This is a genomic window from Salibacterium salarium, from assembly GCF_030813635.1.
Taxonomy (GTDB): domain Bacteria; phylum Bacillota; class Bacilli; order Bacillales; family Marinococcaceae; genus Salibacterium; species Salibacterium salarium.
Map to the genome: position 1 here is coordinate 776,230 of NZ_JAUSUM010000002.1, position 16,816 is coordinate 793,045.

At 37.8% G+C, this 16,816-nt stretch carries 18 protein-coding genes and 1 tRNA gene; 1 reads left to right on the plus strand and 18 read right to left on the minus strand.

The window, feature by feature from the left end; translation table 11 throughout:
• From J2S78_RS09695 to mce, 9 genes are all read right to left on the minus strand, one after another.
• Positions 1–441 carry a YaaR family protein gene (locus J2S78_RS09695; RefSeq protein ID WP_306898157.1) on the minus strand — a complete coding sequence of 147 codons (441 nt, stop codon included), beginning with the start codon at positions 439–441 and terminating at the stop codon, positions 1–3.
• A gap of 75 nt (positions 442–516) precedes the next feature.
• Entirely contained in the window at positions 517–1,353 is an 837-nt protein-coding gene (locus tag J2S78_RS09700; protein WP_306898159.1) for a flagellin N-terminal helical domain-containing protein, read from the minus strand.
• A 13-nt stretch (positions 1,354–1,366) separates the two neighbouring features.
• Positions 1,367–1,786, minus strand: coding sequence for a flagellar export chaperone FliS (gene fliS, locus J2S78_RS09705; RefSeq protein ID WP_306898160.1), 420 nt, complete (start codon positions 1,784–1,786; stop codon positions 1,367–1,369).
• 63 nt (positions 1,787–1,849) lie between these two features.
• Positions 1,850–2,143 carry an EscU/YscU/HrcU family type III secretion system export apparatus switch protein gene (locus J2S78_RS09710; RefSeq protein WP_125554822.1) on the minus strand — a complete coding sequence of 98 codons (294 nt, stop codon included), beginning with the start codon at positions 2,141–2,143 and terminating at the stop codon, positions 1,850–1,852.
• On the minus strand, positions 2,140–4,959 hold the full coding sequence (locus J2S78_RS09715; protein ID WP_306898162.1) for a hypothetical protein: 2,820 nt from the start codon (positions 4,957–4,959) through the stop codon (positions 2,140–2,142). Before J2S78_RS09715 ends, J2S78_RS09710 begins: the two co-directional genes overlap by 4 nt.
• 134 nt (positions 4,960–5,093) lie before the next feature.
• Entirely contained in the window at positions 5,094–6,287 is a 1,194-nt protein-coding gene (locus J2S78_RS09720; protein ID WP_306898164.1) for a DNA polymerase IV, read from the minus strand.
• Positions 6,288–6,369: 82 nt separating this feature from the next.
• The gene (locus tag J2S78_RS09725) at positions 6,370–6,852 is read right to left on the minus strand and encodes a MarR family winged helix-turn-helix transcriptional regulator (RefSeq protein ID WP_306898165.1); all 483 of its coding nucleotides are present in this window, start codon (positions 6,850–6,852) and stop codon (positions 6,370–6,372) included.
• A gap of 68 nt (positions 6,853–6,920) precedes the next feature.
• Entirely contained in the window at positions 6,921–8,048 is a 1,128-nt protein-coding gene (locus J2S78_RS09730) for a M20/M25/M40 family metallo-hydrolase (RefSeq protein ID WP_306898167.1), read from the minus strand.
• Positions 8,041–8,484: a methylmalonyl-CoA epimerase gene (gene mce / locus J2S78_RS09735; RefSeq protein ID WP_306898169.1), complete on the minus strand. Its 444-nt coding sequence runs from the start codon at positions 8,482–8,484 to the stop codon at positions 8,041–8,043. Before mce ends, J2S78_RS09730 begins: the two co-directional genes overlap by 8 nt.
• A gap of 106 nt (positions 8,485–8,590) precedes the next feature.
• Between mce and prli42 the strand changes: the two genes are divergently transcribed.
• Positions 8,591–8,689: a stressosome-associated protein Prli42 gene (gene prli42 / locus J2S78_RS09740; protein WP_306898171.1), complete on the plus strand. Its 99-nt coding sequence runs from the start codon at positions 8,591–8,593 to the stop codon at positions 8,687–8,689.
• A 246-nt stretch (positions 8,690–8,935) separates the two neighbouring features.
• Here the strand turns inward: prli42 and J2S78_RS09745 are convergent, their stop codons facing one another.
• The 9 genes from J2S78_RS09745 to lpdA form a co-directional block, all read right to left on the minus strand.
• The gene (locus J2S78_RS09745; RefSeq protein ID WP_306898172.1) at positions 8,936–9,484 is read right to left on the minus strand and encodes a L,D-transpeptidase; all 549 of its coding nucleotides are present in this window, start codon (positions 9,482–9,484) and stop codon (positions 8,936–8,938) included.
• A gap of 39 nt (positions 9,485–9,523) precedes the next feature.
• The gene (locus J2S78_RS09750) at positions 9,524–10,543 is read right to left on the minus strand and encodes an aromatic acid exporter family protein (protein ID WP_306898173.1); all 1,020 of its coding nucleotides are present in this window, start codon (positions 10,541–10,543) and stop codon (positions 9,524–9,526) included.
• A 105-nt stretch (positions 10,544–10,648) separates the two neighbouring features.
• Positions 10,649–10,723 (minus strand) — tRNA-Arg (locus J2S78_RS09755).
• A gap of 98 nt (positions 10,724–10,821) precedes the next feature.
• Positions 10,822–11,181, minus strand: a complete 360-nt coding sequence (locus J2S78_RS09760) for a hypothetical protein (RefSeq protein WP_306898175.1) — start codon at positions 11,179–11,181, stop codon at positions 10,822–10,824.
• Positions 11,182–11,363: 182 nt separating this feature from the next.
• Positions 11,364–11,789, minus strand: a complete 426-nt coding sequence (locus J2S78_RS09765; protein ID WP_306898177.1) for a BrxA/BrxB family bacilliredoxin — start codon at positions 11,787–11,789, stop codon at positions 11,364–11,366.
• Positions 11,790–11,922: 133 nt separating this feature from the next.
• Complete coding sequence (locus J2S78_RS09770; protein ID WP_306898179.1) at positions 11,923–13,200, minus strand: dihydrolipoamide acetyltransferase family protein; 1,278 nt, start codon at positions 13,198–13,200, stop codon at positions 11,923–11,925.
• Positions 13,201–13,209: 9 nt separating this feature from the next.
• Positions 13,210–14,193 carry an alpha-ketoacid dehydrogenase subunit beta gene (locus J2S78_RS09775; RefSeq protein WP_306898181.1) on the minus strand — a complete coding sequence of 328 codons (984 nt, stop codon included), beginning with the start codon at positions 14,191–14,193 and terminating at the stop codon, positions 13,210–13,212.
• Complete coding sequence (locus J2S78_RS09780) at positions 14,193–15,200, minus strand: thiamine pyrophosphate-dependent dehydrogenase E1 component subunit alpha (RefSeq protein ID WP_306898183.1); 1,008 nt, start codon at positions 15,198–15,200, stop codon at positions 14,193–14,195. The genes J2S78_RS09775 and J2S78_RS09780 overlap by 1 nt, the downstream gene beginning before the upstream one ends.
• 32 nt (positions 15,201–15,232) lie before the next feature.
• A complete protein-coding gene (lpdA, locus tag J2S78_RS09785) occupies positions 15,233–16,654 on the minus strand; it encodes a dihydrolipoyl dehydrogenase (RefSeq protein ID WP_306898184.1) in 1,422 nt (473 codons plus the stop codon).
• Positions 16,655–16,816: the final 162 nt, after the last annotated feature.

The following is a 16,816-nucleotide window of genomic DNA, read 5'->3' on the forward strand; positions in this document are numbered from 1 at the left end:
TTACGTATAAACATTGACTAACATGCCTCTAATTTCCCCGACTTGATCAAGGATTTCCAAACTGCTTTTTTGATCTTCCACAATTGCATTCGTTAAATCCATAAGCTTCTGGTCCACTTCTTCGACAACTTTATACATTTTCGTGCGACCTCGGCGATTAAATCCACGTTTTTCTTCTAAATTCAATCCGTTATCAACAGCTTCTTTCATAAAATCTTTAACAAGTTGCTTATATTTACGTAGTTCTTCAACAGATCGTGTTTCAGATAAGACTTTGCCTTGATCATCAATTTGCTCCATCATTTTCGAAAAACGCTCATAGGCCTTGTCATTACGGCGTTGATTCATGATTTCAGTAAAGTTAACACCCGTCTGTGAAGTCTCTTTTGTTTTTTTAGAAGGAGGCGTTACTCCAGTTTGCATCACTTTTTGAATATCCATTCCTTCACGACCTTTGCGGTTTGTTCTTTTCCCATTTTATCATAATCCTGTCCAGCGTGAAGACTGAATTTATTCTTATTGCAACAGCTGCAGAACTCCTTGAGGCATTTGATTGGCCTGAGCAAGCATCGCTGTAGCTGATTGATTAATAATATTGTTGCGGGTGAACTCTGTCATTTCTTCTGCCATGTCCGCATCCCGAATTCTCGACTCTGCTGAAGAGAGATTTTCATGTGTTATTTGTAAATTGTTAACGGTATGTTCTATCCGATTTTGTACCGCTCCTAGCTCTGAACGGGCGGACGTGACAGTGTTAATAGCCTCATCAAACGTACTAATTGCTGCGGAAGCACCACTTTGCGTTCCAACATCAACATTATCAATATTAAGAGTTTCGGAATCCATCCCTGATATATTTAATTCAATGGTTTGATCAGAGTTTGGTCCTATCTGAAAACTAAGACTTAATTGCCCTGATCCTCCTGCTCCAGATGAGTCAGGATTTAAAAGACTTTTCGTGTTAAACTCTGTGTTTTCAGATATATTATCGACTTCATCTGTTAATGCATCGATTTCCTTTTGAATTTGTTCCCGGTCAGATTCAGAGTTAGAATCATTCGCAGATTGAACCGATAATTCCCGCATTCTTTGTAACATTGAGTTGACTTCTTGCATCGCACCTTCTGCAGTTTGTATTAAAGATACACCATCCATTGCATTCCGTTCTGCTTGATCAAGTCCTCTAATTTGTGACCGCATTTTTTCAGAAATAGCAAGTCCTGCTGCGTCATCAGAAGCTTTATTAATCCGTAAACCGGAAGATAATTTTTCTAGATTCTTCGACAGTTCTGTTTGGTTTTGGTTCAAGTTCCTATAAGCGTTCAATGCTTGAATATTGCTATTAATTTTCATGATTATTCACCTTCTACTTCCCGTATTTTATATGCTGCTCATATGCGTTTGTTCTTGCTTTTGTCAATTGCGATTGCTTATCTGTTTGTGATTGCAGCGCTAGATTCCAAGAAACGGCTAGGTTATTTACCAATGTTAATATTTCCTGGGTTATTTCAACATTTTTTTCGATATTCGCTCTGAGCAATTGATTATTTATGTAGTTATATAATGCATCTAATTCATCTGCAATAATTCCTGCTTCGTAATTTATGCCAGCACCGAGCCGTTCTACGATATCAATGGACTTTTGGACCTTCTGATTGGACTCCATATATTTTTTATTTTCCATGTAATAAATTGCTTCTTCAAGATTACGAATACAAGCTTCATATAATAAAGCAGTTAGTTGTTGAGGTGTCTTTTTCTTCAAAATTTCTTCCGTTAAAACCATCGTCCATCCTTCTCCTCCCAGCATGCGCTGGTAGTTTTTATATCGGTTGTATAGAAATATTTATTAATATTTTTTTTCCATTTCTTCAATCAATAGAAGCACCTCTGCGATAACAGAATATAATTGAGGTGGTACGTTTTCCCCTAAATCCATGTCTAGCAAACTTTCCAATAAACCTGGGTCTTCTTGTAAATAAATATCGTTTTCTTCAGCCATCTCTAAAATCTGTTTGGCAACTTCTCCGGTTCCCTGTGCTGTCACACGAGGAGCTTCCCCCTCATCATACTTAACAACAGCTGCAGTAGGACCGTTTTGTACTCTTCGTTGTTTTTGATTATAGTAATTTGTTGCCATCATATTTTGTAGTCAAATCCTTTCTCTGTATAAAAAGGCAAAAAACCTTGTTCTGTTTCCTCTTGGATTTCATCAATTTCTTCTACCGTTTCAGCGTTGGCACTCATAGGCTGATAGTTTATATCATTAATGTTGTATCCGATCTCACTAATAGCTTCTGTCGTCTGATCAACTAATGGTTCCATCATTTCTTTAAAATCTGGGTCATCATTTTTTAACGTGATCGAGAGCTGTCTTTCTGTAGATTGAACCATAATCCCGGTTTCTCCTAAAGTAGGAGTATCAATTAGAAAATATAAGTTACAATTTTCCCAATCCAACTGGTCAACTTCCTGTCTCGACTGCACATATACCTGCAATTGCTCATGCTTATCCTTCATAGGAACAGGTAGATTAAATAATAGATGCTGCATATTGTTTCCTTGTTCTGACTTACTCATTAACTGCTGCCCAGTTAGGTTGGAAACACTTTGATTTGCTTTTTGTTGCATTCGACTTCCCTCATCTTCAGTTTTAAGAAGTTGAAGTAGCGCCTCTTTCATATTTTGCTGTTGTGAACCTGATTGTCCTTGCTGCTCTTTTCCAGAAGACGCAAACATCTGGCCTATTTCACTTTCCCTATTTAATCCTAAAGATCGAACCAGCTCAAATACTTGCCTTGAAGAAGGATCTTGCGTGACAGTTCTAGCCTGATCGGTTACTTGTTGAGAAGCAGCTTTCACCCCTTTATCTGCGCTGGATGTTGCTTCCCTTGTTATTACATTTTTCACTTTTTCCTCGGAAGGTTTGAAATCCAGTTGTTCCATTGAACGTTGCACTTCTTTTACAATGTTTAAAGCAGCTGAGGTTTGACCTTTAGAGAGCAGTTGTTTTGCTTCTGCAAGCTGACTGCTTGCCTGCATCATTTTTCTTTCTGTCTTCATATCAGTAAATAACATAAAGTCACTTCTTAGAATGGCTCGATCCATTTGTTTAATTGTTGCTTCGAGTACTTGCTTTGCTTGTGGGGCGGATTGTTGATTGATTATTTTTTCTGCTTGCTGTAGTTGTTTTACAGTATTTTGCCTTACCTGCTTAAACTCATCCGTAACTTTTAAGATTCTGTCTGTAATCCTTGTTTCGAGCATTTGTTTCGTTTCAAAAGGGGGAGACGTTTGAATTTGTTCATTCGCATTATACTGAGCCGCTGAAGCAGATACGGCGCCGTTTTTTGAAAGAACATCAGACAATTCCTGTAGCGATTGCTGGACTGTTTGTCTAGCCGCCATTTCTTTACCTTCATTTAAAAGAGTGTTTGCTTTTTCCATCTGTTCAGCAGCTGATTTTTGAACATTTTCCGGCAAAGATGCAGGAAGTTGCTTTTGTATTTGATTAATTAACGTTTCTACATTAGGCTCTGTGTGTAATTGATTTTGAAGAGAAGAAATCATATTTTGTACATTACTTGCCTGAGAACCTTGATTAGCAACAGCCGCTTTTTCGTTCATTGCTTGAGTTAATGTGTTCATCAACCTCTGTTTTCCAGCTTGGTCCAGTTGGTCGAGCTGTTTGACCAGTTTTAAAATACGTTGTTCATCCTCACCGTTCACACCACTTGCATGAAGCAGTTGCTTAATTTGCTGTTGTATCGCTTCCGTTGATCCTCCATTGTTTCGTATCTGGTTAATGATTTGAACCAAATCAGAAGGCTTCGAGGAAGAGCTGGATGACGATGAAGACTGAGTCAGCATTCTATCCAGTTGATTTCTGGCTGCAGATCTATCCCCCTGTTTTAGAAGCTGCTCTACTTCTTTTAATTGGTTCTCTATAGCTTTAGCAGATTCTTTATCAACATTTGCTGACGTTAACGCTTCGCGTACTTGTTGTACAGACTTTTCTGCTGCCCCACCGCTGTTCAATTGACTTCGTAATTGTTGAAGAGCTTTCTCAACATCTGCTCGAGAATGATTTGCTTTTTCTTTACTCACCACAGATTGCAATGCACGATCTAACCTTTCCTTGCCCGTGCTAGTAAGATGCTCTGCCTCTTTAACGGCTTTTTCGATTTTTGCAGCGTCTTCTTTTGATAAATCAGGATGGTTCATGACACGGTTTTTTATAGCTTTTGTTGCTTCTTCAACCGAACCACCATCGTTTAAACGTTTTCGAACATCTTGTACCGCCTCTTTTAAACTTTGACTTGAATCTGCTTCTGCTGCTTTGATTGCTTTTTTTACAGCACCATCTAAAGCGGCATTCCCTGTTTTACTCGACGATTCAGATTTAGAAGAAAGGTCATTTATGAAATCAACAGAGCTTTTACTATTTAGCCCTTCGTGTATATTTTTCAAATTACTGTCATTTATATCGACACCCTTTGTAGCTGCCGTTTTTATCGTATTTAATTTTTGCTCATTGGTACCGTTTGAACTGTCGATAAAACGTTGCATAGATTCGGCTGAAAATTTAGTTAGCGGTGAACCCGTATCCAACATAACTTTTGCGGCATTTGTCATCGTTGCAGAAGGTTGTTGTATACCTAAATTTTTTAAAATAGAATTTGTATTAACAGCTTTACCTGAACCATTATTGGTAGCAGAAGAACTCATCGCTCTAACTTGAGCAATTCCTTCTTTTTTACCCATTACCTGAAAATCAACTTGGTTCTGCTTAGGCATACTCCCTTCAAATACAGCTTTCATTTTACCGCTTCGCATTCCTAATACTGCTTCATTGCTATTTCTTCTTTCTAGTACCCGCGCACGGTACACTCCTCCTTCTTGTAATCGAAAAGAGGATTCTTGTGTTTGTTTAGAAGGTAAATACGTACTAACTTGCATATTGTCACCCCGTTCAATCTCTCTTTCCCTTATATCGGCTGCTATTCATTTTTATTTATCGTACTTAGGTACCAAAAAAGTGCTCGTAAGGAGTTATAAACAGTCCTTGCGAGCACTTTTTTACATTGGATTAACTATGAATCCGTATGATTATGACCTTTTTTTAATATATGGTTCCCATATTTATTCGTTAATTGTGACATAGTAGCCGATAACTTTGCTTCTTTTATGTCCTTTTTATAAGAAAATAAATCCAACTGCTTATATGCATCGGCAATTGGTATCACTTCTAAACCAGTAATTCCAAGCAAGCGGACACTTTCACCGTTCCAATAGCGCTCTAATAGTTCAACAGCCTGTGTTTTTATTTCTTCTTTAGTAAAAATCGGGTTAAGAAGCTTTCTACTTCTTGTTATTGTTTTTCTGTCACTATACCTTATTGTAATTTGAAAATTGTCAGAACAAACTTGTTTGTGCTTCAATCTCGCTTCGACTTTTTCAGAAAGCATGGAAATGACATTTAGCAACTCTTGTTTTTGATTTACATCAGCAGACATGGTTGTCGAACTTCCTACACTTTTCACTTCTTTTGCAGCCTCAGGATCTACTATCCGATAATCGATTCCATTTGCTCTTTCATAAAGTTTTTTCCCCATTACTCCAAACCGGCCTTTTAGAGAATCTACAGAATAAGCTGCTAAGTCACCTATTGTATAAATATCCCACTGCTTTAATTTATCTGCGGTCTTCATCCCTATTCCATGCATATCTTCAACTGGAAGAGGCCATAACTTTTGAGATAGCTCCCGTTTTCTTAACACTGTGATACCAAGTGGTTTTTTCATATCACTTGCCATTTTTGCTAAAAACTTGCCGGGTGCTATACCAATGCTGGACGGTAACCCTAGTTCTTTATACAGCCTATTCTGTATTTCTTCGGCCATGTGCAACACGTTTCTTTTTTTAAAATTACTCGTTACATCCATGTACCCTTCATCAATAGAAACCGGTTCAACTAAGTCTGTGTACTCCTCAAGAAAATGAAATAATTCAGCAGACGCAGCCCTGTATTTAGTAAAATCAGGCGGACGAATAATGAGGTTCGGGCATTTTTTTAACGCTTGCCATACGGGCATCGTTGTTTTCACACCATATTCTCTCGCTTCGTAGCTCGCTGTGACCACAATGCCTTTGCGTTGTTTTGGATTCCCTGCTATAGCAAGAGGTTTTCCGGCCAAAGATGGATCATGGTTACTCTCTACACTTGCATAAAAGCTATTCATATCGACGTGAAAGATTATTTTTCCGTTCCAATCATGCCCATTCATCCTCTGTCTGCTCCTTTCCGCAGAAACAAGCTGAATCATTATGAGAAAAAAACGTTGATTTTAAGTATCCTACCATAAAAGGCTATTTTGTTTTTTTAACCCAATCTACAAATTCTTTGCCATGAAATTGTAGATTAATTTCTTCTAAAAATCGATGGAAATCCTCTAGTTCTTGCATATGTTCATCACTATTATTACCGTATTGTTCTATGAAGTTTAATAATTGATGAGGCTGTTCAGCCGTTACTCTTCTAATTTCTTCGCCTTTATTAGTCAATGAAACGTAAGAGACGCGTAAATCGTTCTCATTTTTTTCAATCTTGACAAGCTTCTTTTCTCTTAATCTTTTTATAATCTGCATAACCGTGGACAAATCCCACAAACCAATATCGGCGATTTTTGTCATTGTAGCTTGGCTTTCCATATATAAAATCCAGAGGATATGCTGTTCAGCTTGTGTGATTCCTAAATCTTGAGCTGATTTTTGCCAATCTTCTTCCATCACTTTCAATATCCCACGAAGCAAGTTCAAATAAGAGTGATAATTCCATTGATACTTTTCCATATCATCTTTCTCCTTTCAATATCACTCTATTGTATCAGTAGTAGTTTTATTATGAAAGAAATTTACTTTTATTGAGCGCTTGTGACTGTTTCTGCAACAATAGATGTCACCATTTCTGCCAACTTCATTAGTTCAGTGACAGGAATCCTTTCGTTTGTTGTATGAATTTCTTCATATCCTACCGCCAAGTTTACAGTAGGAATTCCATATCCACTTATAATATTTGCATCACTTCCGCCGCCACTTTGTAGCAGCTCAGGATTTCTTCCTATCTTTTTTGCTGCACGCATGGCTGTTTGAACGACTTGGTCTTGTTCGTTCAATTTATATCCTGGATAAACTATTGTAATGTCCAATTCAGCTGTCGTGCCCATTTTTTCCGCTGTTTGCTCTATTGCTTTTTTCATTTTTTCTACTTGAACATCTAGTTTTTCCCTAACAAGCGAACGTGCTTCTGCTGAAATATGAACTTCATCGCAGACAACATTCGTCTGTGATCCTCCTTCAAAACGACCTATATTAGCTGTCGTTTCGCTATCGATGCGACCAAGTGGCATGTTAGATAAAGCTTTAGCAGCAACAGTTATTGCAGATATTCCTTTTTCAGGAGCAACCCCAGCATGAGCCGTTTTTCCATTTACTTTAATATGCAACTTTGCCTGTGTCGGAGCAGCAACGATGATATTACCAACTTTGCCGTCACTATCTAACGCATAACCAAAATCTGCTTGTAACAACGAAGAATCGAGAGCTTTCGCACCTACCAAGCCAGATTCTTCACCAACTGTTATAACAAATTGAATGGTTCCATGCGGTTGTTCGTCTTCTTGAATCGAACGAATGCTTTCTAGCATTACGGCAATACCAGCTTTATCATCAGCTCCTAAAATAGTCGTTCCATCTGTCTGCATATATCCGTCTTTAATAAACGGTTTAATTCCATTGCCTGGTGTAACAGTGTCCATATGACTCGTGAAATAAATGGTTTCACTGTTTTTTACGTTAGCTTCCCACGTACAAATAAGATTTCCGGCTTCATGTTCGGTCGATTGTGCTGCTTCATCTTCTTCCACGGTAACCCCTAAACTTTCAAACTTCTCTTTTAACATTTCGGATATTTCTTTTTCGTTTTTCGTTTCAGAATCAACTTGTACTAACTCCATCATTTCATTGACGAGTCGTTTCTCATTAATCATGCCCATTCTCCTCATAGTAATTATTTTTGTTGGTTTTTTCGATAAATTCATAAAGAACTTTGCCTGTGCTAGAAGGGTGTAGAAAGGCTGTTTTTGCGTTATCTGATCCTTTTATGTAATGATCGTGTATCGTTTTAATACCAGCTTTGCGTATTTCTTTCAGCCTTTCATCAATCGTTGAGACGGTTAAACCTATATGATGAAGCCCCTCCCCTTTTTCATCTAAAAATGTTGCAACCGGACTATCCGGACCCTGGGGTTCTACTAATTCAATTTTAGATAAACCAATTTGAAAAAAAGCTACCTTTACTTTTTGGGAAGGAACCGACTCTATTTTTAACAATCGCAGACCCAATATATCTTTATAAAAGGAATAGTGTTCATCAATAGAATAAACAGCAATCCCCACATGATCTATACCCTCTGGTGCTTTCATACATTTCACTCCTCATTGAAGTGTTAAGGAAATAATTAAAGGTTGAGTCACACGCGTGATACCCGTACAATACAAGTAAAGAATATAAAGGTTGGAGGGAAAACCAGTGCCTAAAAAATTCCAAAAGACAATCATTTACATTATGATTATAACATTAGTTGTAGGTAGCGTGCTTACCGGAGCATCGGCATTATTAAACGGGTAACGTAGTCAATAAGCTGTCCTCACTTTTAAAGGCCCTAAATAATGGGCCTTTTCGGGGGAAATAGAAATATATAAACGCTCTTCGTATCTTTAAGCTCCACGCGGAAGTTGTCATTTATTATTGAGCCGGTGTTACTAAAGGAGATAATTGTTCTAACCGCTGTGATTCGTGCCAAAAGAATCTCTTCGTCCTCGTCTATACTCTTTGGCTGTCGATGAAGACAATAGTAGTTTTCTTTATGCTATGCTATGAAAGTCTTTTTAAATCTTCCTCTATATAAAGGGGTTTTGGAACCTTCATAACGCCTCTTTCTTTGGCAATTTGTTCTATTGTTTTAGGACTTTGCTCGATCCAGACTTTCACTCCGTTCTCCATTTTCTCAAACAGTTGATTTACATCTTCGTTCCTCATGCGGATGCATCCATTGGAAACATAACGACCAATTGACTCTGGTCGATTCGTTCCATGAATCCCGTATATACGCCCATTTGTATTATGAGCATCAAATCCTATCCACCTTGTCCCCAAAGGATTTTTAGGATCACCGCCTTTTATATCAAGCTTACGATAGTAAGGGCGTATCGCTTGCACAATAATTGTAAATTCTCCTTCCGGTGTTAATTTCTCCGTCTTACCTGTTGCAACTGGATAGCGAGCTTCTATTTTTCCTTCATTTATAAACGCAAGCTCATTTGTTTGTTTATTAATAATAACGTAAGGATCACCCGCTTCTGGTGATGTATTTAATGGCCACAAAATAGAAAACACACCTACGACAACCGTTAAAATTTTCACATTCGCACCGCCCCTTTATGGTGGTTGTTGATATTCTTTCTATTTAGTGTCCCTTTGTTTGTGGTCTCTATTCAAACGTTTGGCTGAAACTGTTTTTGTACGTTTTGGATCTGGTTTAAACTTTTTCTTTGTTAATAAATACTCCTCTAACTCGTGAAGAATGTAAAATAATGAAGAACGAACTTCAAATTCCTCTCTTGTTTGTGGTAGCTCCATTTGTTTAAGTTCATTTCTTAACTCATTTAAACGGACAAGAAAATAGGCAGATGTGTTCCCTGGAGAAACCGCTTGACTTAATTCTTCCATAAAAGAAGCCATTTTTTCTCCTTGAATAAGGGTCCTGTCTAATGTTGAGATAAAAGGTAAGATACTTTTTATAACAGCAAACTGTTTTTCTCGCATTTTAAAATAATGATAAAAATAATCATCATTACGTAAAAAATGGTTATCAACATTTTTTAATGCCATTTCTTTTCCTTCTTCAATAAATGCTGCGGCATCTGCAATTTCTTTGCCATCCCAGGTATTATCTCCAAATCGTAAGTATGAAGCAAATTCCTTCCAAATCGACCTAAAACAATCCTCAAGCCTTACCTGTTTCCACGTTAAATCTTTTTCATTACTTGGCATATACATGTTCATAACAAGGGCCACACCAACACCGATGAAAATTAATAAAACTTCGTTTAGAAGAACTTCAACGCTTACTCCTTCTGTCGTATAAAGATGTAGCATAATAACCACGCTTGTTACGACTCCACGTTTAGCTCCTATTCCAACGGCCGTTGGAATAAACAACAGAAACAATAAAGCAATAGAAATAGGATGATAACCAATAAGTTCATAAACAATACTTCCGTAAATTAAACCAACGAGACAGGCAACAATTCGTTCCCATGAAGCACGAACTGATTCTTTTTTTGTAACAGATATACATAGAACAGTAATAATACCTGCCGAAACATAAAAATCCAGCTGCAACAACTGAGCGATGAAAATGGACAGTGCTGCCCCTATTGCTGTTTTTAACGTACGATAACCTATTCTCCACTTTGGCATGGGAAGCTCCTTTTCATGTTCACTTTTTTGTCAGAGCAAAAAACTACACATTTATTCATGTGCAGCAATGTAAACGATATGTTATGTAATCCACTTTTTAAATGATGGCGCGCCTACCAGGATTCGAACCTGGAATACGAGAACCGGAATCTCGCGTGATATCCCTTTCACCATAGGCGCAATGTCAAACAAGACAATCACGATTGTACCTAAAATTATCAAAGCTGTCAATGTATAAAAGAAATGGGGGTTATTGCCCCCCTTTCGCTCTTATGAATTTAAGACTCTGGTTGTCCTTCTTCTAACATTTTTTCAAAACGTTCTTCTATTTGATCTTGGTTGTAACCCATCTGATTTAATTTTTTAGTAAAATGTTGAGCATAAAGTTTGGTTCGTTCTGCCATTTTTTTATATTTTTTTCGTTCTGCTACCTTTTTCGACGTTTGAGCCCTATTTTCTGCGTTAGACATAATGCTTTCAACAACAAATAATGACTTCCAAATCTCGTCTTCATCTAACTCCTGATTTTGACCTTCAAGACAAGACAAAACATCTTGATAATAGTCTCTAAACTCTTCGAAATCTATTTCTGTGTCCATATTCAAATATTCTTGTATTTTATCATAATACTTATCCATAACATTTTTCCGTCCTTTATGTATTGAAGTGACATTCATTATACCATATTATAAATTGTCATAGTCAAGAGAATGTAAATTATGAGCGGGAAAGACTCCCATGTTACTAGGAAGAAGTCTACATGAAGAGAGGCTGACCTCAAACGTGGTATCTAACCACTTTGGGACAGCCCCTTGTACGTTTAATCACAGTATTCGTCAAATGCTTTTTCTAACTCTTGTACCACTTCAATCGGTTCGTGTCCTTCTATTTCATGACGCTCCACCATTCTTTGAATCTCACCATCTTTAATTAAAGCAAAAGAAGGAGAAGAAGGAGCATATCCTGTGAAATAAGAACGCGCTTTATCTGTTGCTTCTTTATCTTGACCGGCAAATACAGTTACAAAACGGTCCGGCTTCTTTTCATAATTTTTCATGTAAGCAGCTGCTGGACGTGCAATACCTCCGGCACAACCACATACTGAATTTACCATAACAAGGGTTGTACCTTCTTGTGATAATGTATCTTCCACCTCTTCTGGTGTAGATAACTGTGTATATCCTGCTTCATCCATTTCCTGTCGGGCTGGATTAACTACATCATTAACATAAAAGTTAAAATCCATATAACTCATCCTTTCTTTATAGATATCGTTTCAATTCTTATTGTATCCGAAAACCGGAAAGAAGCACAAGTAACTGACACTCAAGTAACAAAAAGAGTAAAAACTCCGGAAACATTCCGGAGTATCATCAGTATTAGTAAACATGTTCTTTTTCTTCATTGAATTCTTCCAATTTCTGTTTTATCCTCGCTAGAAAACGTCCGCATATGAGCCCATCCAACACTCTATGATCAAGTGACAAACATAGATTTACCATGCTTCTGATTGCAACCATATCGTCTTGCACAACAACAGGTTTTTTTATAATGGATTCGATCGAAATGATGGCTGATTGCGGATAGTTTACAATCGGCATAGATTGTACTGAACCAAAGGACCCCGTATTATTAACGGTAAACGTGCCATCCTTCATATCTTCATTACTTAATTGCCCCAAGCGCGCTTTTTTAGCAAGGTTGTAAACTTCCTTACCGATTCCTTTAATACTTTTCTCGTCTGCGTTCTTGATCACAGGGACATATAACGATTCTTCTGCTGCAATAGCGATAGAAATATGAATATCCTTCTTTTGGACAATCTTATCACCGCCCCAAACGGCATTGACTTCAGGGAATTCTTTTAATGTTTCAACGATTGCCTTAATAAAGAATGGTAAGAAGGTCAAAGAGAATCCCTCTTTTTGTTTAAAATCTTCTTTAATCCGGTCACGGTATTTTACAATATTGGTTACATCTGCTTCTACCATCGTCCAAGCATGAGGAATTTCTTCTTTGCTCTGTACCATATTTGAAGCAATCGCTTTTCTCATTGGACTTAATGGTACTTCCTTGTCCTCAGAAAGAACTTCAATTTTTTCAGCTGGTTTTTTCTTATAAGTAGGAAATACAGCTGGATCTTCCTGCGTTTCCTTTTCCGTCTTTTGTACTGCTGCTGTAGATGATGACAACGATTCTATATGGCGTTTCATATCTTTACGAGTAATTCTGCCACTTTTCCCTGTACCTTCTACACTAGTTAAATCAAGGTTATGCTCTTGTGCTAACCTCATCACAGCTGGAGAATATCGTGTTTTCATCGATGTATCGTTTTCGCTCAACTTCGTCTCTTTTTGAGCGGAGGAATTTACAACTCCAGACTGAGCGTCATCTGTTGGCTCATTTGACATGGTTTCTTCCGTTTCAATATAGCAAATAAGCTCTCCTACCTGTACCGTTTCATCTTCCTCTACTACAATTTCTTTAATGATACCAGTATAAGAAGATGGCACCTCAGCATTTACTTTATCGGTCATCACGTCAGCAATTGGATCATATTTATTTACTTTATCTCCGGATTTCACCAGCCATTTAGTAATGGTTCCTTCTGTCACACTTTCTCCTAATTGCGGCATTTTTATTTGTTCAGACAACATAATCACCTCCTAGAACTGCGCTAATTCGCGGATTGCTTTCTCGATTTTCTCTGGGTTCATCATGAAATACTTTTCCATTGTCGGGGCATAGGGCATAGCTGGAACTTCAGGCCCCGCTAACCGTTGAACTGGAGCATCTAAATCAAAAAGACAGTGTTCAGCGATAATCGCGGAAACTTCCCCCATAAGACTACCTTCTTTGTTATCTTCGGTTACTAATAAAACTTTACCTGTTTTAGATGCTGCCTCTATAATTGCTTCTTGATCCAATGGATATACCGTTCTTAAGTCTAAAATATGTGTGGAAATCCCTTCATCTTCCAGCTTTTCTGCAGCTTCCATGGCAAAGTGAAGACAAAGACCATAACTAATGACAGTTATATCTTCTCCTTCTTTTTTTATGTCTGCTTTACCGATTGGCAAAGTATATTCTTCATCCGGTACCTCACCTTTAACTAACCGGTACGCTCGTTTATGTTCAAAAAACAAAACAGGGTCCTCATCTTGAATAGCCGATTTTAATAACCCTTTAACATCATAGGGTGTGGAAGGCATAACGATTTTTAAGCCAGGCACATGTGAAAATAATGACTCTACCGATTGAGAATGATATAACGCACCGTGAATGCCTCCACCGTAAGGAGCGCGAATCGTAATTGGGCATGTCCAATCATTGTTAGAGCGGTATCTCGTTTTTGCAGCCTCAGAAATAATTTGGTTTACAGCCGGCATGATAAAATCAGCAAACTGCATTTCCGCTACCGGTTTCATCCCATACATAGCAGCACCAATACCAACTCCAGCTATAGCTGATTCAGCAAGCGGGGTATCTAAAACCCTTTCTTCACCAAATTCTTGATAGAGCCCTTCTGTTGCTTTAAAAACGCCTCCTTTTTCTCCGACATCTTCACCGAGAATAAATACCTTTTCATCTTTTTCCATTTCTTCACGCATTGCAGCATTTACAGCCTGAATATATGAAATTACTGCCATTACACCTCACCATCCTTGTCGGCGTATACGTACTTTAATGATGATTCAGGATCAGCATAAGGTGCGTTCTCCGCCGCTTCTGTCGCTTCATCTACGATTTGTCGTATTTTATCCAGCATTTCGTTTTCTTTTTCTTCCGTCAATACATTCATTTCTTTTAAATACTTAGAAAACGTATGAATAGAATCTTTTTTCTTTTCTTCTTCCACTTCTTCTTTTGAGCGATAAGAACTGTCATCGTCATCACTTGAATGCGGAGTTAGACGATATGAGACCGTTTCTATCAAGGTAGGCCCCTCTCCATTTTTACAACGATCTGACGCATTTTTCACGGCTTCATATACAGCGAGCGGATCATTACCATCTACTGTATAACCTGGCATTCCATACCCTATAGCTCTATCTGAAACTTTGTCACAAGCTAACTGTTTTTCAATCGGTACAGAAATAGCATACTTGTTGTTTTCGCATAAAAATATTACGGGTAAATTGTGCACTCCAGCAAAGTTCGCTCCTTCATGGAAATCACCTTGATTAGAAGATCCTTCTCCAAATGAAACGAGCGTAACAAAATTTTTCTTTTCCATTTTGGCTGCTAAAGCAATGCCTGCAGCATGCGGAAGTTGTGTCGTAACCGGAGAAGATCCAGAAACAATTCGATTTTTCTTTTGACCAAAGTGACCGGGCATCTGTCTACCGCCAGAGTTTGGGTCTTCTGCCCTTGCAAAACCTTGCATCATTAAATCCGTCGCAGACATACCAAAGCCTAAAACAAGACCTATGTCACGATAATAAGGAAGGAGATAATCTTCTTTAGTATTTAATGCCATCGCTGCTCCTACCTGTGCCGCTTCTTGACCTTGGCAGGATACGACAAAGGGTATTTTCCCAGCTCTATTTAAAAGCCACATTCTTTCATCAATTTTTCTAGCTAAAAGCATCATTTCGTACATCGATAAAACTTGTTCATCAGATAGACCAAGTTCTTCATGTCTTTTCGAGGTCATTTAAGGTACCTCCCCTTTTTAAAAGTAAAAAATTACGAGTGGATTGCTTTCCCTTCAACTGCTAAAGCTGCTTCTCCTATTAGTTCTGAAAGGGACGGATGCGGATGAATCGTTTCACTTATTTCTAGATTAGAAGCATCTATCAGCTTAGCGAGAGACGCCTCAGAGATAAGTTCTGTCACATGAGCTCCAATCATATGGACACCAAGCAAATCATCATTTTGTTCATTGATAATAAACTTTGTAAACCCTTCTGTGTCACCAAAAACAAGAGCCTTGCCATTGGAACGAAAGGAAACGCTTCCCGTTTTAACCGAATATCCTTGTTGACGTGCTTGGGTTTCCGTTAAACCGATACTCGCCACTTCTGGTCTGCTGTATGTACATCTTGGTATCATCGTTGAATCAATCGGTGACGGAGAGTTATTTATAATATGATTGATAGCGATTAAACCTTCATGAGAAGCAACATGAGCTAATTGCATTCCGCCTATGACATCTCCAATGGCGTATATGTGTGATTCTTTTGATTGATAATGTTGATTCGTAACAATACATTCATTATTTGTCTCTATTTCTGTATTTTCTAAACCGATATCTTCTATGTTTGCTTTTCTTCCGATACTTAATAATACTTTTTCTGCCGAAATCTCTAGTTCTTTTCCCTCATCATCCAAAGTCAACGTAACAACATCTGACTTTTGTGTCTTCTCTGGTCTAATATTAGCATTAGTCAACACCTTCACACCACGGTTTTCAAGTGTTTTTTTCATATGCTCAGATATAGCTTCATCTTCTCCTGGTAAAATCGAAGAGGCGTATTCGACAATAGTTACATCTACCTCAAAATCTGACATCATAGATGCAAACTCAATGCCTATAACCCCACCACCAACTATAATAATAGATTTTGGTAATTCATCCAAATTCAATGCCTCATCAGAAGTCATCACTTGATCTCCATCTGGTTTCAAATCAGAAAAAGTTTTTGGCCTTGAACCGGTTGCTACAATAACATTTTTCGGTAGTAACATAATATTTTCTGAGCCGTCTTCCATTTCCACTGATATCGTTCCCGAAATTGGGGAAAATATAGAAGAGCCAAGAATACGCCCATGACCTTGATAAATGTCAATTTTCCCTTTTTGCATAAGCTGTTCTACACCATGATGTAATTGTTGAACAATCATATCTTTTCTTGCTTGTACTTTATCAAATTGAATAGATACATCGTTTGCTGTAATACCATATTGTTCACTGTTTTTTAATTCAGAGTATACTTCTGCACTTCTTAGCAGGGATTTGCTAGGGATACATCCTTTATGTAGACAAGTGCCTCCGACTTTATCCTTTTCGACAATTGCGGTTTTTAATCCTTCTTGTGCTGCTTTAATCGCTGTGACATACCCGCCAGTTCCAGCACCTAGTATTACAACGTCATATTCTTCCGGCAATGTCCTTCCTCCTTTTTCCTCCTGCAACTTTAGCAATTTATTTCTCATTATCCAGTTACAAACTAAACATCTATTTATTTTAGCATGTTTTATGTTCCTTTTTCACTTCTCACACATTATATTAAAAATATATTCAAAATTTAACACAAGTAAAAACTTGAA